The following is a 22,589-nucleotide window of genomic DNA, read 5'->3' on the forward strand; positions in this document are numbered from 1 at the left end:
ACCGACAGAACAGACCTGAGATTCAGTATTTAACACGCAGTCACCCACGTGCCGGCACCAACCCAAGTCACCATCTGCCGACCATGCGACAAAAAACTTGATTCATCACGCTATTGAGTTCTCAAACAACATCCGCACACCACTACCTGCCAGGGCCGGGCCCTGGTTGCTCGCGGCGACTTCACCTAATGTACACACCGCCGTAATACAGAGCAACTGTGCTGGTCAGGTGGCAATTCGGCGAGCTCCGTCTGAGGGGACGGCGGTGAAGAAGGTCGGCTCCGGCAGTCCACGAGACGCAGCAGCGTCGACGACTGCCGTTGCAACGGCCACGGTCTCCCCTGCCGGCACCAGCGCGATGACGCTGCCGCCGAAGCCACCACCGGTCATCCGGGCTCCCAGAGCTCCGGCGGCCAGCGCGGACTCCTGGGCGCTGTCGAGTTCCGGCACCGTGACCTCGAACAGGTCCCGCAGGCTCTCATGACTGCCGTTCATCATCTGCCCCAGCAACGCAGCAGTCTCGGTCGTCAGTCGTCCACTCTCCTTGAGAGACGTCACAGTGACGTCTGCCGTGCGGTGGATCTCGCCGATGATATGCCGGATCCGCCGGTGTGCAGTGGCCGTCCGCTCCTCCAGATCTCCCTCCAGCAGCTCTTCTGCCTCCGGGGATACAGCCCAGGTGTCGACAATTCTCTCGAGCTCACGGCGTCCTTCGGCCCCGGGGTTCTCTGCGAGGAATCCACCGACTGTGCCGTGCCCCGCGACCCGGCCCACCGCATCCACGACACCTCGCCGCGAGGCGTACTGACCGTCAGCCAGGCGGTGCGGGGCATTGGTGTTGATGATCAGCAGCGCCAGGCCGGCACTCTCAAGGTCACAGGGGACGAGGTCCACCGTGTCGTGGAGGAAGTCGACGGCGAGCACCTCTCCGTCAGCACCGTAGAAGGAACTACGCTGGTCCAGACCACCGGTGGAGGCTCCCACCACCTCATTCTCCGCCCGCATGCAGACGGTCACGAGGTGGGCGGTCTCCGCAGCCTCCGGTGCCCGGCCGAGTGACAGTTCACAGGCCGCCAGGGCCACCGAGCACTCCAGGGCCGCCGAGCTGGACAGCCCCGCACCCAGCGGCACATCCGAGACCAGGGCGATGTCGAGACCGTCGCAGTCGGGGATGACTCCGTCCTGCACACCGGCCCACACCGCACCTGCGGCATATCCCGCCCAGCCCTCCGGGGAACCCGGACCGACCTCGGACAGTGCGATGCTGATCTCCTGAGGGGTTTCGGATCCCGGGACAAGCGACACGAGTCGGAGGACGCCGTCGTCACGGCGCCCGACAGCGGCCGCGGTGCACTGCGGCAGAGCGAACGGAAGGGAGACCCCTCCGGCGTAGTCGACATGCTCACCGATGAGGTTCACCCGGCCCGGTGCCACCCACACACCCTCGCAGGACCGGTCTTCGCCGAAGACGGTGTGGAACAGCGTCTGCGCATCGGTGGCGAGAACCCCGGTGTCCCGGGCCTGCCACCAGTCGAGGGAGCTCCCCTCCCCTGTCTGTCCGCTCACTGCGCGTCCTCCCAGACCTCACGGAAACGCCCGGCGATGCGCTCCGGGGTCGTGTCACTGATCCACGCTCCCAGTGCCGACTCCGAACCGGCGAGGAACTTCATCCGGTTCGGTGAGCGCATGAGGGAGAACAACTGCAGGTGGAGGCGTCCTTCGCCACGCAGCCGTTCCTGCTCCCCGGTGAGACGGGACTGGACCGGCGCCTGATTCCAGGCGGCGATGTAGGGGGTACGTTCGACTCCCTCGAAGTAGCGGTCCACGGCCGAATAGAGGTTCTTCAGCAGTGCCGGGAGTTCGTTGAGCTCCTCGTCGGTCAACCCGGTGAAATCACCCACCGCCCGATTCGGCACAACCATTGCCTCCACCGGCCATTTGGCGGCAGCGGGGACGAACACGGTGAAGTGCAGTGTCTCGGTGATGATCCGTTCACCGGAACGACGCTCAGCGTCGAGGAGGTCGTCGAAGAGGTCGCGTCCGGTCGAGGCCCGGTGGGCCACGGCCTGCTCGAGGATCCGCTGCGAGCGCGGTGGAACGAAAGGGTAACTGTAGATCTGCCCGTGCGGGTGCTGCAGCGTCACCCCGATCTCCTCACCACGGTTCTCGAACGGCGCCACCTGGACCACACGATCGATCGCCGAAAGTGTCGCGGTCCGGTGACGCCAGGCCTCGATGACCGTGCGGATGCGGGACAGCGGCAGGTCACGGAAGGACTTCGACGAATCCGGGGTGAAGCAGATGACCTCGCACCGTGCCTTCGCAGGACGCCGCGGGAAGATCTCCTCGCCGTCGACCTGCCAGTCGTATTCTTCCGGGTTCTCCGGCATCGCGATACGCGTGGAGAACGACGGGAACCGGTTCTCGAAGACCACCACGTCGTAGTCGGTGGAGGGGATCTCCGTCGGGAGATGTCCCGGAGTAGCCGGAGCGAGCGGGTTCTCGTTCGCCGGCGGCATGAAGGTCCGGTTGTTGCGGTGGGCGGCGTAGGTGACCCACTCCCCGGTCAGCGGGTCCCGGCGCATCTCGGACTCGGTCACCGAACCCGGCAGGTCCCGGGGATCGGTGAGTTCGCGGGTGACTTCTCCGGACAGGACGTCGGCGGAGTCATCGAAGTAGATGAGCTCGCGTCCGTCCGCAAGGTGGGTCGCCGTGATCTTGAGCGGATGGTCGGTCACCGGTCTTCACCTTCCGGCCCCTCCGGCAGTGCGTCCTCATCGATGAGGGACTCGTCGACGACGACCGGGTTGAGCCTGGACCAGAAGACGAAGACCGCGGCCACGATCACGAGGACCAGACCGGTCCAGAGGTTGTCGGCCGAGGACTTGTCGGCACCGGTGTCCGGGTTCACGCCCGGATCCAGCACAGCCGAGCAGATCAGCAGGATGATGCCGTAGATGCCGAGCAGGGCGGCGATGATGTTGCGGATGTCGAAGGCACCCGCCTTGTGCACTGTGTTCTGTGTGTTGTCGGACATTGGTTATCTCTCTGTCTCGGTCGACGGCTCAGTGGAAGATCACGTTGAGGGCGATGACCATGACCAGGCAGATCACGCCCAGTGGCACGGTGCGCCGGTACCACGGCATGGTCTTCTCCTCCGGATCCTCCAGCTGCGCCTTCGGGGTCACGGACTTGACGAAGCCGACCAGTTCCTCGTCCGACTTGGGCTCGGTGAAGGAGGTGACGATGACGGAGACCAGGATATCGACGACGAAGGCCAGGCCGGCGGCGACGAAGGCTGTGCCCTGTCCCGGAAGGTCGACCAGCGGGTCGGATCCCAGCGAGAACGCCCAGAAGATGATCGCGGCGGCGGTACCGGCGACCAGGCCGGACCAACCGGCGTGGGGCGTCATCCGCTTCCAGAACATACCGAGGAGGAAGGTGGCGAACAGCGGGGCGTTGAAGAAGCCGAACAACGTCTGCAGGTAGTCCATGATGTTGCCGAAATTGTTGGCGATCAGCGCGGTACCCACGGCGATGACCGTCGCCGCGACCGTCGCCCAGCGACCGACCTTGAGGTAGTAGCCGTCCTCCCGGTCCTTGACCACGTAGGACTGCCACAGGTCGTAGCTGAACACCGTGTTGAACGCGGAGATGTTCGCCGCCATACCGGCCATGAACGCGGCCAGCAGACCGGCGATCGCGACGCCGAGCAGACCGTTGGGCAGCAGGTCGCGCATCAGATAGAGCAGGGCGTCATTCGGCTCGGCATCCCCACCCTCCTGAAGCGCACTGACCAGCACACCGGCGATCATGCCGGGGACGATGACGATGAAGGGGATGAACATCTTCGGGAAGGCACCGATGATCGGAGTCTTCCTGGCAGAGCCGAGAGACTCGGACGCCATGGCACGCTGCACCTCGACGAAGTTCGTGGTCCAGTAACCGAAGGAGAGCACGAAGCCGAGGCCGAAGACGATACCGATGACCGAGAGCACCGGGCTCTCGAAGCCGGAGAGTTCCTGGGCGGGCCAGGCGTGATTCTGGAAGTCGTTGACCTTGTCCTTCAGTCCGCCCCAGCCACCGACCTTGTTCAGGCCGATGATCGTCAGCGGTGCAAGGCCGGCGACGATGACGAAGAACTGGAGCACCTCGGTGTAGATCGCGGCGGAAAGCCCACCGAGGGTGATGTAGCAGAGCACGATCGCGGCAGCGACCAGGAGCGTGACCCACAGTGGCCAGCCGAGCAGGGCGTTGACCACCTTGGCCAGCAGCACGAGGTTCACACCGGCGATGAGCAGCTGGGCGATGGCGAAGGACAGAGCGTTCACCAGGTGTGCGCCGGTGCCGAAACGACGGCGCATGAACTCGGGCACCGACCGGACCTTCGAGCCGTAGTAGAAGGGCATCATGACGATGCCGAGGAAGATCATCGCCGGGATGGCACCGATCCAGAAGTAGTGCATCGTCTGCATGCCGTACTCGACGCCGTTGGCGGACATGCCGATGATCTCGACGGCTCCGAGGTTGGCGGAGACGAAGGCCAGGCCGGTGACCCAGGCCGGCAGTCCGCGGCCGGAAAGGAAGAAGTCGATGGAGCTGGACACCCGTCGCTTCGCAGCCCAGCCGATGCCGAGGACGAAGGCGAAGAAGAGGGCGACCAGCGCGTAATCGACCCAGCTGGCGTCAAGCCGCAGGGAGGATGACGCTGTGTATGCGGTCTCCATGATGTGCGTTGTTCTTTCTGGTCGGGGAATCGGCGAATACGTCAGGCAGGGGTTCGGACGACGGTCAGCCGTCGAGCACCCGGACCGCCCAGCGGCAGGTGAGTACCTCCCCCGGTTCCAGCCACGTCAGGTCGGTGCCGGAGTTCAGTGCATCCGGCGGGGCGGTCATCGGTTCGACGGCGACCGCCCGTCCGCCGGGCTGTCCCGGGTAGGGCATCCCCCATGCCTCGTCCGGGGTGAAGACCTGGAACCACCGGAGTTCCGGGGAAGTCTCCAGGAGGACGCCACGGCCCCCGGTGTCGCGGAGGGTGAAGACCACCGGGCCCGCCCCGGGGACATGCAGGCAGTGGTCGAGGAGGCGTCCGGCCATCGGGGTCTCCGGGTCCGTGAGCGCGGCAGCCTCGCCGGCGTCCGGCGTGTCATCGATCTCCTGCCCGACCGGCAGGTTCCGGTCGTCCAGCGGAAGGACGCGGTGCGCCGGGGCCGCCAGCGTGCACTCGTCGACCGGGGAGCCGAGAGCGCTGGGGTAGAGATGGAATCCGCAGGCGGCGGGAATGCGCTCAGGGGAGTCGTTCCGCAGCAGGAACTCGGCACTCAGTCCGTCCACGGCCACGCGGTAGGTGACCTCCATGTGCAGCGGCCACGGCCAGCCGGGGTGTACCCCCGGATCGATGCTCAGCGTCACGGTGTCGTCGCCGGAGGAGGTGACGGTCCACACGGCATCGTCAACGAAGCCGTGGATCGCGTTGTCGCGGTCCGGTTCCGTGATCTCGAGAGTGTGCCGTCGGCCCGCCACCGTGAACTCACCGTCGCGGGTGCGGTTGGGCCAGGGAGCGAGCACCACATTGGCGGACAACGGTGCAGGGCCGGACTCCCCCGCTCCCCCGTACCCCTGGAGCAGGTCACACCCGTCGACGCTGAGATGCTGCGGTCCCCCGCCCCGGGGCGAGATCACCGCCCGACAACCCCCTGAGGTGAGGGTCACACTCTGGCTCAGTTGCGTCATGGCACACAAGTGTAACCCTCGCCTGACCGGTACAGGAGAACCCGGTCCGGCTAACTGAGGTTACCCTCATTCACCCTCAGTGCTGCACGCGTGCTCCGGCGAAACGCTTCTTGCCCTTGCGCAGGACGAGCCAGGAACCGTGCAGCAGATTCCCGGCGTCCGGCGTCCAGTCGATCTCGGAGATCCGGACGTTGTTGACGTAGGCGCCGCCCTCACTGACAGTGCGGCGGGCCGCGCCCTTCGTCTTCTCCAGTCCGGCACCGACGAGCAGGTCGAGGATCGTCGCATCTGCGGCGACCTCGGCGACCTCGGTCTCAGACAGGGCAGACGCCAGGGTCTGCTCGTCGAGCTCGGACAGCTCCGCCTTGCCGAAGAGTGCCTCGGCGGCTTTCTCGACCTTGGCCACGGCATCCTCCCCGTGCACCAGGGTGGTCATCTCACGTGCGAGGGTGCGCTGCGCCTCGCGCTTGAAAGGACGCTCCTCGACCTCGACGGCCAACCGGTCGAGCTCCTCCTGACCCAGGAAGGTGAACCAGCGCAGGTAGCGGATGACGTCCGCATCGGCGGCGTTGAGGAAGTACTGGTACCAGCTGTAGGGGCTGGTCATCTCCGGGTCGAGCCAGAGCTTGCCGCCGCCGGTGGACTTGCCGAACTTGCGTCCTTCGGAGTCGGTGACCAACGGCACGGTGAGCCCGTGCACGATCTCGCCGTCGACGCGGCGGTTGAGGTCGACACCGGAGACGATGTTGCCCCACTGATCGGAACCGCCGATCTGCAGGCGGCAGTCGTGGTTGCGGCGCAGCTGCACGTAGTCGTTGGCCTGCAGCAGCATGTAGGAGAACTCGGTGTAGGAGATGCCGTCGGACTCCAGGCGCCGCTTCACCGTGTCACGGGAGAGCATGGTGTTGAGGCTGAAGTTCTTGCCGACGTCACGGAGGAAGTCCACCACGGACATGGAACCGGTCCAGTCCATGTTGTCGGCCATGATCGCGGCGTTCTCGCCCTCGAAGGAGACGAAGGACGCCAGCTGCTTGCGGATCCGCTCCACGTTCCTGGCGGCGGTCTCCTCGGAGATCATGGAGCGCTCGCCGACGTCGCGGGGGTCACCGATCATGCCGGTGGCACCGCCGGCGAGCAGGATCGGGGTGTGGCCGGCACGCTGCAGACGTGCGAGCATCAGCAGCGGGACAAGGTGTCCGGCGTGCAGGGAGGGCCCGGTCGGGTCGAAGCCGACGTAGGCGGTGGTGGGTGTATCCAGCTCGGTGCGCAGGGCATCGATGTCGGTGCTCTGCGCGATAAGGCCGCGCCAGGACAGGTCGTCGAGGATGTTCGACATGGGTGTTGTGGTCCTTCGGGAAAGTCTGGTCAGTTCTCAGGGCAGCGGCCAGGTGACCGCTTCGTCGGCGAGCAGGACGGGGATGCCGTCCTGCACCGGATAGGCGACGGAGAGCCGCGGGTTGACCAGATAGTCCCCGTGCTCCTCCAGCGGCTGCTTGTCCTGCGGGCACACGAGAATCTCAAGAAGGCTCGGATCGATCATGGTCAACAGTGTAACTGCAGCGCATCACGCACGCGCCGGAGGGCGCCCGGGTAAGACCCCGGGCGCCCTCGTCGACACCGCGGAACAGGCGAAGGATCAGCTGCGGCTCAACCCCGGACCGGCTTCTCCGCCCACTCACGGCCGGCACCGGACGCGTCGACCACGCGTCCCAGCTGCTCGGCGACGCGCACACCGGCGGTGCCGCCGCGGGTCGCGCGGGACGCCACCGCACCCTCGACGGTGAGCACCGTGCGGACCTCAGGGGTCAGTTGCGGGTGGACGCCGGCCAGGTCCTCGTCGGTGAGGTCGATGAGACCGACTCCGCGCGACTCGGCGATGCGCACACACTGACCGGAGGCTTCGTGGGCGTCGCGGAAGGGCACCCCCTGGCGCACCATCCACTCGGCGAGGTCGGTCGCCAGTGTGAAGCCGGCCGGAGCCAGTTCCAGCAGACGGTCCGGGTGGAAGGTCAGGGTGGCGACCAGCCCGGTCATCGCCGGCAGCAGGAGGTGTAGCTGGGTGACCGCGTCGAGGATCGGCTCCTTGTCCTCCTGCAGGTCCCGGTCGTAGGCCAACGGCAGTGCCTTGAGGGTGGCGAGCAGGCCGGTGTGGTCACCGATGAGGCGACCGGTCTTCCCGCGCATGAGCTCGGCGACGTCCGGGTTCTTCTTCTGCGGCATGATCGAGGATCCGGTGGACCACTCGTCGGCCAGGGTGACGTAGCCGAACTCCGGGGTCGACCAGGCGATGATCTCCTCTGCCAGGCGGGAGAGGTCGATGGCGACCTGGGCCAGGACGTAGGAGGTCTCGGCGGCGAAGTCACGGGAGCTCGTCGCGTCGATGGAGTTGTCGGCGGCGGAGTCGAAGCCGAGTTCCGCGGCGATGGCCTCGGGGTCCAGGGCCAGCGAGGAGCCCGCCAGTGCACCGGAGCCGTACGGGGACACGGCCAGGCGCCTGTCCAGGTCCTGGAACCGCTGGACGTCGCGCAGCAGCGGCTGGGCGTGCGCCAGCAGCTGGTGGGCCAGCAGCACCGGCTGGGCGGCCTGGAAGTGGGTCTTGCCGGGCATGATGGTCTCCGGGTGGGACCGGGACTGGAGGACCAGGGCATCGACGACGTCGAGGACGCCGGCGCTGACCTCACGCACGGCGTCCCGCACCCACATGCGGAACAGGGTGGCGACCTGGTCGTTGCGGGAGCGGCCGGCACGCAGGCGTCCGCCGACGACCGGGCCGACGCGGTCGATGAGACCGCGTTCCATGGCACCGTGGACGTCCTCGTCCGAGGGCTCCGGACCGAAGGCACCCGAGGCGACGTCCTCACCCAGCCGGTTCAGACCGTCGAGCATGGTGGTCAGGTCCTCGTCCGAGAGCAGGCCGGCATTGTGCAGTACCTTGGCGTGGGCCTTGGAGGCGAGCACGTCATAGGGGGCAAGCACCCAGTCGAAGTGGGTGGACTTGCTCAGCGCGGCCATGGCCTCAGTGGGTCCACCGGCGAACCTGCCACCCCACAGGGAGCCCTCGTTCGTCGCGTGCTTCTGGATCTCCGTCATTGTTGCGCCGCTCCCCTAGTTGCTGAAGCGCCGGTCGCGCTTGTTCGCGATCTTGGAGGACAGTCCGTGCAGCTCGACGAAGCCCTTGGACAGGGTCTGGTCGAAGGTGTCGCCGGTGTCGTAGGTGGCGAGGTTGAAGTCGTAGAGGGACTCCTCGGACCGGCGGCCGTTGACCTGGATCGCGCCGTTGTGCAGCACGAGGCGGATGTCACCGGTGACGTGCTCCTGGGTGGACTCGATGAACGAGTCGAGGGAGCGCTTCAGCGGAGAGAACCACAGGCCGTCGTAGACCTGGTTGGACCACTCGGCCTCGATACCGCGCTTGTAGCGGGCGAGCTCGCGCTCGACGGTGACGTCCTCGAGGGCCTCGTGGGCCTTGATGAGGGTGACGGCACCCGGGGCCTCGTAGATCTCGCGGGACTTGATGCCGATGAGACGGTCCTCGACCATGTCGAGACGGCCGACTCCCTGGGCACCGGCGCGGCGGTTGAGCTCCTCGATCGCCTGGAGGACGGTGACCTCACGGCCGTCGATGGCGACCGGCCTGCCGGCCCTGAAGGAGATGGTGACCTCGTCGGGGGCCTGGCCGAGGGAGGGATCCTCGGTGTAGGCGTAGATGTCCTTGGTCGGGGCGTTCCACAGGTCCTCCAGGTAGCCGGTCTCGATGGCACGGCCCCAGACGTTCTGGTCGATGGAGAACGGGGAGGACGCCGACTGCTCGATCGGGACGTTGTTCTCCTCGGCGAAGGCGATGGCTTTGTCGCGGGTCCAGGCGTAGTCGCGGGCCGGGGCGATGATCTTCAGGTCCGGGTTGGTGTTCATGAAGCCCACCTCGAAGCGGACCTGGTCGTTGCCCTTACCGGTGCAGCCGTGGGCGACGTGGGTGCCGCCGTGCTCGTCGGCGGCCTCGACGAGGTGCTTGACGATGAGCGGACGCGAGATCGCGGAGACCAACGGGTACTGCTTCATGTACATGCCGTTGGCCTTGATGGTCGGCAGGCAGTAGTTGTCGGCGAACTCGTCCCTGGCGTCGACGATGATCGACTCGACGGCACCGGCACCGAGGGCACGCTGACGCACGGACTCCATGTCTTCGCCGCCCTGGCCGAGGTCGATGGAGACGGCGACGACCTCGCCGCCGGTCATCTGCTTGAGGTAAGGGATGGCGACAGTGGTGTCGAGGCCACCGGAGTACGCGAGTACGACGCGGTCAGTCATGATCTTGGTGATCCTTTCGGGGATGTTGTGTCGGGTGAATTCTACAGTTCACGGTCGGCCTGGTCACCGGCGGGCCGTGAGAGTCGGGTGAGTCGTTCCGCCAGGCCACGCCCGTCGGCCGGCTCGCGGGCGAGAACGAACACGGTGTCGTCCCCGGCGATGGTACCGACGACGTCGGGAAGGTCGGAACGGTCGACGACACTGGCGAGGTACTGGGCGGCTCCCGGAGGGGTCCGCAGTACGGCGGTGCTGCCCGACCAGTCCGTGCCGACCAGGAGTTCAGCGAGGACGCGGCGGAGCTTCGCCGGACCGTCGGTGGCGAGATCGTCACCGGCGGCGCCGAGGCTGTAGAAAGCGCGTCCCTCCGAACGCACCTTCCTCGCCCCGAGGTCGACCAGGTCCCGTGACAGGGTCGCCTGGGTTGTCTCCACGCCCTCGGCCTCGAGCCGCTCCAGCAGGTGGCGCTGGCTGGGGATCCGGTGGGTCTCGATGAGCCGGGCGATCAGGTCCTGCCTGGCCGACCGGGTCAGCGGTTGTTGAGGGAGAGCCATTCCAGCAGGGCCTTCTGTGCGTGCAGCCGGTTCTCGGCCTCGTCGAAGACGACGGACTGCGGTCCGTCGATGACGCCGGCGGAGACCTCGAAGCCGCGGTAGGCGGGCAGGCAGTGCATGAATATGGCGTCCCTGGCGGCGGTGGCCATCAGAGCCTCGTCAACCTGGAAGGGCTTCAGCGCAGAGGTGTCGCGGTCGGCGTCCATGCCCATCGACACCCAGGTGTCGGTGATGACGACGTCGGCACCGGTGACGTCCGGGGTGCCGGTGACCGTCAGCGTCGCACCGGTCTCATCGGCGCGGGTCTGCGCCCGATCGACGAAACGCTGTTCCGGCTGGAAGCCCTCGGGGGCGGCGATGGTGATGTCCACACCCGCAGTGGCGAAGCCGAGCATGTAGGAATTCGCCATGTTGTTGGCCCCGTCACCGAGGTAGACCGCCTTGAGACCCTTGAGCTCGCCCTTCTTCTCCTTGAGGGTGAGGAGATCTGCGAGGATCTGGCAGGGATGGAAGTCATCGCACAGGGCGTTGATGATCGGCACGGTGGCGGTCTCCGCCATGTCGTGGAGGTTCTGGTGCGCACCGGTACGCCAGACGACGGCGTCGACGAAGCGGGACAGGACCGCACCGGTGTCCTGGTAGGACTCCTTCTTGCCCATCTGGGACTTGCCGGAGTCCACCACGATAGGGTGGCCACCGAGCTGGTAGACACCGACGTCGAAGGAGAACCGGGTGCGGGTGGAAGTCTTGTCGAACAGGATCGCCACCGACTGGTTCTCGAGGCTCTTCCGGACCGGGTTCTTCTTCATCTCGAGGCCGAGCTCGAGGACCTCGGCCTGCTCGGCGACGGTGAGCGAGTCATCGGCGAGAATGTGACGGGTCATTTCAGCAGCTCCTTGAGGATCGCGACGGCCTCGCGGACGTCGGTGTCGGTGATGGTCAGTGGCGGGACGAGGCGGATGACGTCGTCGGCCGGCTGGTTGAGCAGCAGACCGGCGTCGAGGGCCTCGGCGACGAAGCCGGGGTGGTCGTCCTTCAGCACGATGCCGAGCATGAGGCCGCGACCGCGGACGTGGTCCACGGTGTCCAGTGCCTCGAGTTCGGTGCGCAGGTACTCCCCCTGCGCGTTGACGTTGTCGAGGACGTTGTCGGCGATGATGGTGTCGATGACGGCGTTGCCGGCCGCACAGGACACCGGGTTTCCGCCGAAGGTGGTCCCGTGCTGCCCGGCGGCGAGCAGCTGTCCGGCCGGGGTCGCGGCGACACAGGCACCGATCGGCATGCCACCGCCGAGTCCCTTGGCCAGGGTGATGACGTCCGGCACGACACCGTCGGGAAGATCCGCCTGGTAGCCGAACCACTGTCCGGTCCGGCCCATGCCGGCCTGGACCTCGTCGACGATCATGAGGACGCCGAACTCGTCGCAGAGGGCGCGTACACCGGTGAGGAAACCCTCTGGTGCGGGGACGACGCCGGTCTCTCCCTGGACGGACTCCATGATGACGGCGGCGGTGTCGTCGGGCGCCTGTTCGATGAGGGCGCGCAGGGCGGCCAGGTCCCCGTAGGGGTAGAACTCCACGCCGGCGGGCATCGGCTCGAACGGGGCGCGCTTGCCGGGCTGACCGGTCATCGCCAGCGAGCCCATGGTGCGGCCGTGGAAGCCGTGCTCGGCGGCGAGGATCCGGGACTTCCCGGTCAGCCGCGCGGTCTTGAAGGCCGCCTCGTTGGCCTCGCCACCGGAGTTCGAGAAGAACACGTGCGCATCCGGGGAAATGAGGTTCCGCAGCGTGTTCGCCAGGGTGATGACCTGCGGGTGGGCGAAAATGTTCGAGGTGTGTCCCAGAGTGGCGACCTGTGTGGAGACAGCCTCCACGATCGCCGGGTGGGCGTGGCCGAGGGCGTTGACGGCGATGCCGGCGAGCAGGTCGATGTACTCGCGGCCGTCGGAATCGGTGACCCGGCTTCCCTTACCGGAGACGAGGTTGATCGCCGGGGTGCCGTAGGTCGGCATGACGGCGTTCTCCCATTCGGACTTCCAGTTCTGTGTGGTGCTGTCAGGCATTGGGCGACTCCCAGTCTTCAGGGGCGATCATCGTTCCGATACCGCCGGAGGTCATGAGCTCGAGGATCACGGAGTGTCGCTCGCGTCCGTCGATGACGTGGGCGGCGGAGACCCCGGTCCGCACGGCGGAGAGGCAGGCCTCCATCTTGGGGATCATGCCGGCGTCCAGGTCAGGCAGGATCTTCTCCAGTTCGTCGGGGGCGATCCGGGAGACCAGCGAGTCCTTGTTCGGCCAGTCGGTGTACAGACCCTCCACGTTGGTGAGCACGACCAGGCGCTCGGCACCGAGGGCCGAGGCCAGTGCACCGGCGGCGGTGTCGGCGTTGATGTTGTATACCCTGCCGTCCTCGTCGGGCGCGAAGGGGGCGACGACCGGGATGCGGCCGGCGTCGATGAGGTCCATGAGCACGGTGGCGTCGACCTGGGCGATGTCTCCGACGCGGCCCAGGTCGACCTCCTCACCGTCGATCCAGGTGTTCTTCTTCACGGCGGTGAACAGGCCGGCGTCCTCACCGGAGGTACCGACGGCGAAGGGGCCGTGCTGGTTGATCAGGCCGACGAGTTCGCGTCCGACCTTGCCGAAGAGGACCATGCGGACATACTCCATGGTCTCCGGGGTGGTGTAGCGCAGTCCGCCGATGAACTCTCCCTCGAGGCCGACCTTGTCGAGCATCTCGGTGATCTGCGGGCCGCCGCCGTGGACCACGATGGGGTGGGCGCCGACGGTGCGCAGGAAGGCCATGTCCGCGGCGAAGGCGGCCTTGAGATCCTCGTCGATCATGGCGTTTCCGCCGTACTTCACGACGACGATCTTGCCGCGGTAGTGCAGCAGCCAGGGCAGTGCCTCGGCGAGCACGTTCGCCCGGGTCTGCGGGGAGAGTCCGGAGTCGCCTCGGTAGACGACCTTCTCGCTCGTGGGTTCAGTCACGGGGTGGCTGCCTTTCCTAGGAGCTGTACGCGGAGTTGATGTGGACGTAGTCGTGGGACAGGTCCGTGGTCCAGACGGTCGCAGTGCCCGGTCCACCTGTGCCGAGGTCGACGAGGACGTCGATGTCCTCCCCCGACAGGTCGACGTCGCGGGCGCCGGGGGCACCGGTGGCGTTGACGCACACCGGCTGGCCGTTGAAGCTCACCGAGATCCTGTCGGCGACCATGGTCACCGGCGCCATGCCGACGGCGGCGAGGGTGCGTCCCCAGTTCGGGTCGGAGCCGAACATGGCGCACTTGAACAGGCTGTCGCGGCCGAGGATCCGGGCCGCGACCTTGGCGTCCGCGTCGGTCTCCGTGCCGGTGACGGTGATGGCGACACGCTTGGTGACGCCCTCGGCGTCCGCCTGGAGCTGCTTGGCGAGGTCCATGCACACGGCGTGGACGGCGGTGGAGAGCTCCTCCTCGGACGGGGTGACGCCGGACGCGCCGTTGGCCATGAGAATCACGGTGTCATTGGTGGAGGTCGAGCCGTCGATGTCGATGCAGTCGAAGGAGACCTCGGCCGACGACCTGAGGTACGGCGCCGGATCATCGACGTGGGCGTCGGTGGTGAGCACCACAAGCATGGTGGCCAGCGACGGGGCCATCATGCCCACGCCCTTGGCCATGCCGCCGAGAGACCAGCCCTCGCCGTGGTAGACGGCCTGCTTGGCGACGGTGTCGGTGGTCATGATCGCGGTGGCGGCGGCGAGGCCCGCCTCCGGAGAGGACGCCGCCTCCTGCTGCACCTCATCAGTCACGGTGGCGACACCGGCGAGCACCTTGTCCATCGGGAGGGTGTCGCCGATGAGACCGGTGGAGCACACGGCAACCTCGCCGGCGGGGATCCCGAGGGCGTCACCGACGGCGGCGGCGGTGGCTTCGGCGTCCTTCTCCCCCCGGACGCCGTTGCAGGCGTTGGCGTTGCCGGAGTTGAGGATGACGGCGTGGAAAGTGCCGTCGTTGTTCTCCCGGGTGTACTTGACCGGGGCGGCGAAGACCTGGTTACGGGTGAAAAGGGCGGCGGCGGTGAACTCGGGGCCGTCGTTGACGACGAGGGCGAGGTCGGGGTTGCCGGAGGGCTTGATGCCTGCGGTGGTGGCGGCGGCCCGGAAACCGGCGGCTGCGGTCACACCGGTCGTGTTCTCGGTCATGGGTGTTCTCTTCTCGTGTGTGTTCAGAGCGCGTGTGTGGGGGTCGGCGGTCTACAGACCGGCCATGGGTAGGCCGGCGGTCTCGTCCCAGCCCTGGATGATGTTGAGGCACTGCACGGCTGCTCCCGCGGTGCCCTTGGTGAGGTTGTCGATGGCACTGGTGGCGACGACGACGCCGTCGGCGACAGTGACCTGGAGGTGGCACATGTTGGTCCCGGCCACGCTCTTGACCTCCGGTTGCTCACCCTCGGGCAGCAGATGGAGGAAGGGTTCGTCGGCGCAGTAGTCCTCGTAGGCCCCGCGGATCTCCGCCGCAGTACCTCGGGCGTCAGCGGTGACGGTGGTGAGGATCCCCCGCCGCAGCGGGGCGAGGACCGGGGTGAAGGTCACGTGGACGTCACCGGGGTGTCCGTCGGGCAGGACGCGGCGGATGTTCTGCGCCATCTCCGGAGTGTGCCGGTGGGTGGCGACCTTGTAGGCCCGCAGGTTATCCATGGTCTCACCACCGAGCATCGGCACGGCGGCCTTCTTGCCCGCTCCGGTGACGCCGGTAACGGAGACCACGGAGACCTTCGGGTCCATGAGTCCGGCGTGCATGGCCGGGAGCAGGGCGAGAGTGGCGCCGGTGGGGAAACACCCCGGGACGGCGACGCCGGTGGTCTTCTTCAGGATGTCGCGGTTCCCGGGAAGCTCCGGGATACCGTAGGGCCAGCTGCCGGGCCACCCGCCGCCGTAGTAGGCGTCCCAGTCGTCCCGACTGGTCAGACGCCGGTCGGCCCCGCAGTCGAGGACGATGGTGTCCCCCAGGTCAAGGGAGGAGGAGACGCCGTGGGGCAGGCCGAGGATCGCGACATCGTGGCGTGCGAGCACCTCTTCGGTGGTGTCTTCGACGGTGCGGTCAGCGAGCTGCGGCAGGCCCGGGACGAGGTCCCCGAAGCGCTGCCCGGCGTTGGAGGCGCCGGTGAGGGCACCGATGGTGAAGTCCCGGTTGTGTCCGGGATGGTTCAGGAGGAGGCGGAGGGCTTCTCCCCCGGCGTATCCACTGGCACCTGCCACTGCGATCGAGATCATTGGACCAGTATGCCCTGCCCCACCGCGCTCCGCAAGTTATGCATGAAAGTGGTTTTTATGCAATGCTGCTAACGCCCGACGGAAATCAGACGCCGCCCGGACCAGAACAGTCCGGGCGGCGTCCTCGCAGAAAGCGCAGAGCCTACGCGCGCAGCGTGGCCCCGACCGTCGAGGCGGCGGCGGCGACAGCGGCCTCTCGGGCTTCGGACGCCTCGTCCTCGGTGAGGGTCCGGTCGGTGGCACGGAACCGGAGGGAGTAGGTCAGCGACCGCTTGCCCTCGCCCAGCGCCTCGGCGTGGTACTCGTCGAACAGACGGATCGCCTCGAGCAGCTCACCGGCACCTGAGACCAGCGCGGCCTCGACATCGGCGGCCGGGGTGGTCTCGTCGACGACCACGGCGACATCCTGGTACAGAGCCGGGAACGGGGACAGCACCGGGCGGGGGAAGGACTCCGCCAACGGCAGACCGTCGAGGTTGACCTCCACGGCGATGGTCCGCTTCGGCAGGTCGGCGCGCTCACAGACCTGCGGGTGCAGCTCACCGGCGTGGCCGACGACGACCTCGCCACCGTCGACCACGGCGAGAACCTCGGCACACCGGCCCGGGTGCCACGGCAGGTACTCCGCATTGCGCAGCGTGACCTCGACACCAGCGGCCCGGGCGATGACACGGACGGCCTCGAAGGCGTCGGCGGCGGTGTACGGCCGGGCCGGACCCCGGGTGCCCTGGAGCTCCCGGTCACCGGCGGCGATGACGGCGACGTGCAACGGCTGGTCAGGCAGGGACGCCAGCAGCTCTGTGACCTCCTCATCGGAGGGTCGACCGGCAGTCGAGGGCATCGGGGAGGTCCCGGACACCCCGGTCGGCAGGGTGACCTGCTCGACACCGAAGAGTCCGAGGTCCTTCTGGCCACGGGTGATGTTGCGACGCAGAGAGTCGATCATCGACGGCAGCAGCGTCGTCCCGATGGTCGCGACGTCGCTCTCCAGCGGGTTCAGCACCCGGATGGCGGACCGACGCGGGTCAGAGGCGTCCAGCCCCCACACGTCGAAGGTGTCGTTGGGGATGAACGGGCTCGGCAGAATCTCGAGCCAGCCGTTCCACGCCAGGGCGTGGCCGACGGAGCGGCGCATCCGCTGGCGCGGAGTCAGACCGCGGCCGGCCGGGGCATTCGGGATGACCGAGGGAATCTTGTCGAGTCCTTCGAGACGCAGAACCTCCTCGACGAGCTCAGCGGGGATGGTGAGGTCCGGACGCCAGGTCGGCGGGACGACCTCGATGGCCATTGCACCGTTGGCGTCACGCTCACCGGTCGGAGTGACCTTGCAGCCGACCTCGGTGAGGCGTCCGACCGTGGTACCCGAGGGGTAGATCGTGCCGGCCATCCGGCCCGGGGCGGAGGTGTGCATGGCGATGGTCGGCATGGCAGGGACCTCGCCGACGATCGACACACCCGGCACCACGGTGCCGCCGGCGATCCGGGTCAGCAGGGCGACAGCGAAGTCGAGGGCGGCCTCGATGGCGGCCGGATCGGCGCCACGCTCAAAGCGCCGGGACGCCTCGGAGGAGAGCTTGTGACGGCGGGAGGTGCGGGCCACGGTGATCTGGTCGAAGTGCGCGGCTTCGAAGTAGACGTCGGTGGTCTCTGCGGAGATCTCCGAAGTGGAGCCGCCCATGACACCCGCCATGGACTGGATGCCCGTGGCATCGGAGATGACGACGTCTTCACCGGACAGGGTGCGCTCGACGCCGTCGAGGGTGGTGAGCTTCTCCCCCTCGGTGGCGAGGTGCACATGCAGGTCACCGGCGATCTTCCCGGCGTCGAAGGCGTGCATCGGCTGGCCGAGCAGGAACATGACGTAGTTGGTGACGTCGGTGGCGGCGTTGACCGGACGCTGACCGGCCAGCAGCAGCTCACGCTGCATCCAGTACGGGGACTCGACGGTCGGGTCGATGCCCGAGACACGACGGATACCGAAGCGGGACGCCTTGGTCTCCGGATCGACGGTGATGGCGGGCAGGTCCGAGGCGTCACCGGCGGACGGCAGGCCGGCCAGCAGGTCGGTCGCCAGGGCCGCGGCGGCCGGGTCGGTCGCCGGGTCACGGAAGGACAGGCCGAAGGACGCCGCGAGCTCCCGGGCCAGGCCACGGGCGGACAGGGCGTAGCCGCGGTCCGGGGTGACGTTGACCTCGAAGACGGTGTCGTCGAGGCCGAGGAACTCACGGGCGTCCTCACCGATGACGATGCGGGGGTCCTCTGCCTCCTTACCGCGCAGGGCGATGATGCCGGCGGTCTGGACGGACGCCAGGCCGAGCTCTGCAGCGGAGCACATCATGCCTTCGGAGACCTTCCCGTAGGTCTTTCGGGCGGCGATCTCGAAACCACCGGGCAGCACAGCCCCGGGCAGGGAGACGATGACGATGTCCCCCTGACGGAAGTTCCGGGCACCGCAGATGATGTGCTGCGGCTCGCCGGACCCGTTGGCGTCGCCGACGTTGACCTCGCAGTAGCGGATCGGCTTCTTGAAACCTTCGAGTTCTTCGAAGCTCTCGACGCGTCCGAAGACGATGGCACCGGTGGATTCGGCGATGTGCTCGTAGCCTTCGGTCTCGAAGCCGACGCGGACGAATCCGGCGTCCATCTCCTCGCTGGTGACGGAGAAGGAGGCGTTGGAGGTCCGGAGAAGGCGGGTGAGCCAGTCCTGGGAGATCAGCATGGGTGGTACTCGGTTCCTTGGGGTGAAGAGGTCAGGAGGTTGATGTCTACGCAGTGACGCGACGGTGGGTCAGCCGCGGATGCCGAAGGGCTCGGTGAAGCGGACGTCGCCCTCCACCATGTCGCGCATGTCCGGCAGACCGTTGCGGAACTGCAGGGTGCGCTCAATGCCCATACCGAAGGCGAAGCCCGAGTAGACCTCCGGATCGATGCCGGCAGCGGTCAGGACGTTGGGGTTGACCATGCCGCAGCCGCCCCACTCGATCCAGCCGGCTCCGCCCTTCTTGTCCGGGAACCAGACGTCGACCTCAGCCGACGGTTCGGTGAAGGGGAAGTAGTTCGGGCGGATGCGGGTCCTGGCGTCCTCACCGAACAGGACACGGGCGAGGTGGTCCAGCGTGCCCTTGAGGTGTGCCATGGTCAGCCCCTTGTCGACGGCGAGACCCTCGACCTGGTGGAAGACCGGGGTGTGGGTGGCGTCGAGCTCGTCGGTGCGGAAGACACGGCCCGGGCAGGCGATGTAGATCGGCACATCGCGTGAGAGCATGGTGCGGACCTGCACCGGAGAGGTGTGGGTGCGCATGACCTGCGTCGATCCCTCGGGTCCGATGTGGAAGGTGTCCTGCAGGGTGCGGGCCGGGTGGTCCGGGAGGAAGTTGAGGGCGTCGAAGTTGAAGTACTCCGCCTCGATCTCGGGCCCCTCGGCGATCTCCCAGCCCATGCCGACGAAGATGTCGGCGATCTGCTCGGTGAGGATGGTGATCGGGTGCTGGCCACCACGCTGACCCCGGGTGGCGGGCATCGTCACGTCGATACGCTCGGCGGCGAGCACCTCGGCGTTGCGCTTCTCCTCCAGGCGGGTCTTCGTGAGGTTGAAGGCCTTCTCGACCCGGCCCCTGGCCTGGTTCACGATCCGGCCGGCGTCCTTGCGCTGGTCCTTCGGCAGGCTGCCGAGGCCTCGTCGGGCGGCCGGGATCGGGGCGTCATCCCCCAGGTGGGCGCGGCGCAGCTCCGGGAGCTGGTCCAGGTCCGTCGCCGCGGCGAAAGCCTGTTCCGCAGCTTCTGCCGCAGCGGTCAGGCCCGCTTCGCTCATGTCTACCCCGTCAGCCACCTGCTGCACCTCACACTCGTGGAAATCATCGGAAAATCGTCAATAGCCGGTTGATCATCTTAGCAATACTGCGCTGCAGTTATCACACCCGGGCGACCCGTGCGGTCTCGTAGAGGCACACCGCCGCCGCAGTCACCAGGTTGAAGGACTCCGCCAGCCCCTGCATCGGGATCGAGACCCGTACATCGGCGAGGTCCTGCCAGTCACCGAGACCGTGGGCCTCGTTGCCGAACAGCCAGGCGACGCGCTGCCCGAGCAAGGGTGTCTCCCCCGCCGGCGCCACGGACGCCTCGTCGAGGGAGACGTCGCCGTCCCCGGAGGTCGCCAGCACGAGGTATCCCTGCTCGTGGAGTCGCTCGACAACCTCGGGGATGCTGGTGTGCCGGGTGACAGGCAGGTGGAACACCGATCCCGCTGACGAGCGCACGGCCTTCCCGCCCTGCGGGTCGACGGTCTCCCCCGCGAAGATGACGCCGGCGGCACCCGTGGCGTCCGCGACACGGATGAGGGCTCCGGCATTGCCGGGCTCGGCGGTCTCCACCGGTACCGCGAGGACGCGCGGGGTATCCGGCCCCGCGGACGCGAGGACGCCGTCCAGGTCAGTGAGCTGGGAGGTGCACAGTGCGAAGAGGCCGGTCGAGGTGACGGACTCACTGAGGGCGTGCGCGGCGCGGTCGGTGATCAGGCTGACATGGACACCACGGGTGTCGTCCCCGGTGAGAGCGTCGAGCTCACGGCCGAAGGAGTCGAGGGCGTCCTCGGTGAGGAAGACGTCGACGACGTTTCCGTGACGCAGGGCGGACATCACCGCGTTGGATCCTTCGGCGAGGAAACGGCCGGCCTTGCGTCGCACGGCGGCGCGGTGGAGCTTGGCGGCGTTGACGATCCGGGGGGTGCGTTCGGTGAAGGGTTCGTCGCCCATCCGGCTGCGCCAGTTGGCGGACAGCGGCGAGGAGACGGGAGGAACGGGGGCGTCAGTCATGGAGCCAGTGTATCGGGACCACTGGTGAGGGCGCGGCGCGGCCTTCACATACGAAAACCGCACCTCCCGGTGTGTACCGGGTGGTGCGGTCAGCAGGGGTGCGCGGTGGCCTGGGCCGGCGCAGTGCGTCGGTCGCCTACTTGGCGACCGGGGCGTTGACATCCTCGGGGAGGGCGGCCTTGGCAGCCTCGACGAGAGCGGTGAACGCGGCCGGATCGGAGACGGCGATCTCGGCGAGGTTCTTGCGGTCGACCTCGATGCCGGCGAGACGCAGGCCCTGGATCAGACGGTTGTAGGTGATGTCGTTGGCCCGGGCAGCGGCGTTGATGCGCTGGATCCAGAGCTTGCGGAACTCACCCTTGCGGGCGCGGCGGTCGCGGAAGGCGTAGGTCTTCGAGTGGAGGACCTGCTCCTTGGCCTTGCGGTACAGGCGGGAGCGCTGACCCCGGTAGCCGGAAGCCTCGTTGAGGATTTCGCGGCGCTTCTTCTTCGCGTTCACAGAGCGCTTGACACGTGCCATGATTGACGTCCTTTGTTACTTAGTTGACGGTTGTCGGTTTCAGGGGGTGCAGGCGCTCTTTAGGCCTTGCCGAGGAGGCGCTTGATGCGCTTGGTGTCGTCCGCGGACACCTCGGTGGTGCCCTTCAGGCGACGGGTGCGGGTGGAGGGCTTTCCCTCGAGGAGGTGGCGGCGGTTGGCCTGCTCGCGGCGGAGCTTGCCGGAACCGGTGACCTTGATGCGCTTGGCGGTGCCCTTGTGGGTCTTCTGCTTCATCGTGGATCCTTAAATTCTCGTTGCTCCCGTGCCGGTGGGCACGGGTGGCGTGGCGGAAGGCTACTTCTTGCCCTTGCGGACCGGGCCCAGCACCATCGTCATGTTGCGTCCGTCCTGCTTCGCTCGGGTCTCGACGACGCCGTACTCCTGGACGTCATCCGCCAGGCGCTCCAGCAGCCGGAAACCCAGCTCCGGGCGGGACTGCTCCCGACCACGGAACATGATGGTCACCTTGACCTTGGAACCCTTCTCCAGGAACCGGACGACGTTACCCTTTTTGGTCTCGTAGTCGTTGTCACTGATCTTCGGGCGGAACTTCTGCTCCTTGACCACGGTCTGCTGCTGGTTCTTGCGGGCCTCACGGGCCTTCTGGTCCTGTTCGTACTTGAACTTGCCGTAGTCCATGATCTTGCACACGGGCGGCTTGGCGTTCGGGGCGACCTCAACGAGGTCGAGGTCGGCGTCATAGGCCAGCTTGCGTGCATCGTCGATGCGGACGATGCCGACCTGTTCGCCACCCGGGCCGACGAGCCGGACCTCGGGAACGCGAATCCGGTCGTTGATGCGAGCTTGAGCGCTGATGAGAACTCCTCAGTAGCAGTGGTAGAAACGTGTACCGCGTACTGCGAGTGTGTGCGGACGGTGTCCGTCCCCATGGATCCCCCACGGCGCGCCTGCACCGCATGAAAACCGTCCTCCGCACATGTCCACCACAGACACCGTCGGAGAACGGACTTTCGTGACCCGGACCCAACTCGTGAGCGGTTCCAGGTGGGAGATACTCCACTTGCAGCCCGTCAGGTCGACGGGCGGTAGTGGATCCGATGCTAACACCTGCAGTGCCGAAGTCCAAACCGCGCGCAACGGCAGCGTCCACTCCCCCGGAATACAGGCCTACCCGGGGGTGGTTGCCCTCATGTAACTTCATGTCATGAGCACTCATCATGAGTCCGGGGGGACGTCGGGAAGCCGACCAACCCCTGGCACCACTCCTCCAGTCAACCAGAACCCTCCCCCGCGTCCGGAATGGGGTGAAGCTGCCCGGCCCGCACCACCCGTCGGCACCGCACCTCCGGGGTACGGACCACCCCCGGGATACGGCGGCCCTCCGCCCGGTTACGGGCCTCCCCCTGTCTACATGGGCCCACCTCCGGGC

At 67.3% G+C, this 22,589-nt stretch carries 21 protein-coding genes; all 21 read right to left on the reverse strand.

What is annotated here, in order from left to right; translation table 11 throughout:
- Positions 1–225: 225 nt before the first annotated feature.
- Positions 226–1,482, reverse strand: a complete 1,257-nt coding sequence (locus Q0A27_RS05110; RefSeq protein ID WP_291474004.1) for a galactokinase family protein — start codon at positions 1,480–1,482, stop codon at positions 226–228.
- A gap of 80 nt (positions 1,483–1,562) precedes the next feature.
- The gene (gene galT / locus Q0A27_RS05115; protein ID WP_291473988.1) at positions 1,563–2,738 is read right to left on the reverse strand and encodes a galactose-1-phosphate uridylyltransferase; all 1,176 of its coding nucleotides are present in this window, start codon (positions 2,736–2,738) and stop codon (positions 1,563–1,565) included.
- A complete protein-coding gene (locus Q0A27_RS05120; protein WP_291473989.1) occupies positions 2,735–3,037 on the reverse strand; it encodes a hypothetical protein in 303 nt (100 codons plus the stop codon). The genes galT and Q0A27_RS05120 overlap by 4 nt, the downstream gene beginning before the upstream one ends.
- A 28-nt stretch (positions 3,038–3,065) precedes the next feature.
- Positions 3,066–4,727, reverse strand: coding sequence for a sodium:solute symporter family protein (locus Q0A27_RS05125; RefSeq protein WP_291473990.1), 1,662 nt, complete (start codon positions 4,725–4,727; stop codon positions 3,066–3,068).
- Positions 4,728–4,791: 64 nt separating this feature from the next.
- The gene (locus Q0A27_RS05130) at positions 4,792–5,733 is read right to left on the reverse strand and encodes an aldose 1-epimerase family protein (RefSeq protein WP_291473991.1); all 942 of its coding nucleotides are present in this window, start codon (positions 5,731–5,733) and stop codon (positions 4,792–4,794) included.
- 76 nt (positions 5,734–5,809) lie between these two features.
- A complete protein-coding gene (tyrS, locus tag Q0A27_RS05135) occupies positions 5,810–7,069 on the reverse strand; it encodes a tyrosine--tRNA ligase (protein ID WP_291473992.1) in 1,260 nt (419 codons plus the stop codon).
- Positions 7,070–7,105: 36 nt separating this feature from the next.
- Complete coding sequence (locus Q0A27_RS05140; RefSeq protein WP_291473993.1) at positions 7,106–7,273, reverse strand: Trm112 family protein; 168 nt, start codon at positions 7,271–7,273, stop codon at positions 7,106–7,108.
- A gap of 107 nt (positions 7,274–7,380) precedes the next feature.
- Positions 7,381–8,823, reverse strand: coding sequence for an argininosuccinate lyase (gene argH, locus Q0A27_RS05145; RefSeq protein WP_291473994.1), 1,443 nt, complete (start codon positions 8,821–8,823; stop codon positions 7,381–7,383).
- A 15-nt stretch (positions 8,824–8,838) separates the two neighbouring features.
- Positions 8,839–10,041 carry an argininosuccinate synthase gene (locus Q0A27_RS05150; RefSeq protein ID WP_291473995.1) on the reverse strand — a complete coding sequence of 401 codons (1,203 nt, stop codon included), beginning with the start codon at positions 10,039–10,041 and terminating at the stop codon, positions 8,839–8,841.
- A gap of 41 nt (positions 10,042–10,082) precedes the next feature.
- The gene (gene argR, locus Q0A27_RS05155) at positions 10,083–10,592 is read right to left on the reverse strand and encodes an arginine repressor (RefSeq protein ID WP_291473996.1); all 510 of its coding nucleotides are present in this window, start codon (positions 10,590–10,592) and stop codon (positions 10,083–10,085) included.
- A complete protein-coding gene (gene argF, locus Q0A27_RS05160; RefSeq protein WP_291473997.1) occupies positions 10,568–11,476 on the reverse strand; it encodes an ornithine carbamoyltransferase in 909 nt (302 codons plus the stop codon). Before argF ends, argR begins: the two co-directional genes overlap by 25 nt.
- Positions 11,473–12,654, reverse strand: coding sequence for an acetylornithine transaminase (locus Q0A27_RS05165; protein WP_291473998.1), 1,182 nt, complete (start codon positions 12,652–12,654; stop codon positions 11,473–11,475). The genes argF and Q0A27_RS05165 overlap by 4 nt, the downstream gene beginning before the upstream one ends.
- Entirely contained in the window at positions 12,647–13,510 is an 864-nt protein-coding gene (gene argB / locus Q0A27_RS05170) for an acetylglutamate kinase (RefSeq protein ID WP_291474005.1), read from the reverse strand. Before argB ends, Q0A27_RS05165 begins: the two co-directional genes overlap by 8 nt.
- A gap of 88 nt (positions 13,511–13,598) precedes the next feature.
- Positions 13,599–14,777 carry a bifunctional glutamate N-acetyltransferase/amino-acid acetyltransferase ArgJ gene (argJ, locus tag Q0A27_RS05175; protein ID WP_291473999.1) on the reverse strand — a complete coding sequence of 393 codons (1,179 nt, stop codon included), beginning with the start codon at positions 14,775–14,777 and terminating at the stop codon, positions 13,599–13,601.
- A 51-nt stretch (positions 14,778–14,828) separates the two neighbouring features.
- Positions 14,829–15,848, reverse strand: a complete 1,020-nt coding sequence (gene argC / locus Q0A27_RS05180; protein WP_291474000.1) for an N-acetyl-gamma-glutamyl-phosphate reductase — start codon at positions 15,846–15,848, stop codon at positions 14,829–14,831.
- Positions 15,849–15,990: 142 nt separating this feature from the next.
- Positions 15,991–18,567 (reverse strand): phenylalanine--tRNA ligase subunit beta, encoded by a 2,577-nt coding sequence (gene pheT, locus Q0A27_RS05185; RefSeq protein ID WP_291474001.1) that lies wholly within the window; start codon positions 18,565–18,567, stop codon positions 15,991–15,993.
- Positions 18,568–18,636: 69 nt separating this feature from the next.
- Positions 18,637–19,659: a phenylalanine--tRNA ligase subunit alpha gene (gene pheS, locus Q0A27_RS05190; protein WP_291474002.1), complete on the reverse strand. Its 1,023-nt coding sequence runs from the start codon at positions 19,657–19,659 to the stop codon at positions 18,637–18,639.
- Between the two features lie 100 nt (positions 19,660–19,759).
- Positions 19,760–20,659, reverse strand: coding sequence for an RNA methyltransferase (locus tag Q0A27_RS05195; protein WP_291474003.1), 900 nt, complete (start codon positions 20,657–20,659; stop codon positions 19,760–19,762).
- 136 nt (positions 20,660–20,795) lie between these two features.
- Complete coding sequence (gene rplT, locus Q0A27_RS05200; protein ID WP_014009787.1) at positions 20,796–21,179, reverse strand: 50S ribosomal protein L20; 384 nt, start codon at positions 21,177–21,179, stop codon at positions 20,796–20,798.
- 59 nt (positions 21,180–21,238) lie between these two features.
- Positions 21,239–21,433: a 50S ribosomal protein L35 gene (rpmI, locus tag Q0A27_RS05205; protein ID WP_020441022.1), complete on the reverse strand. Its 195-nt coding sequence runs from the start codon at positions 21,431–21,433 to the stop codon at positions 21,239–21,241.
- Positions 21,434–21,493: 60 nt separating this feature from the next.
- Entirely contained in the window at positions 21,494–22,015 is a 522-nt protein-coding gene (gene infC / locus Q0A27_RS05210; RefSeq protein WP_073883590.1) for a translation initiation factor IF-3, read from the reverse strand.
- Positions 22,016–22,589: the final 574 nt, after the last annotated feature.

The sequence above is a fragment of the Corynebacterium sp. genome, assembly GCF_022712275.1.
Taxonomy (GTDB): Bacteria; Actinomycetota; Actinomycetes; order Mycobacteriales; family Mycobacteriaceae; genus Corynebacterium.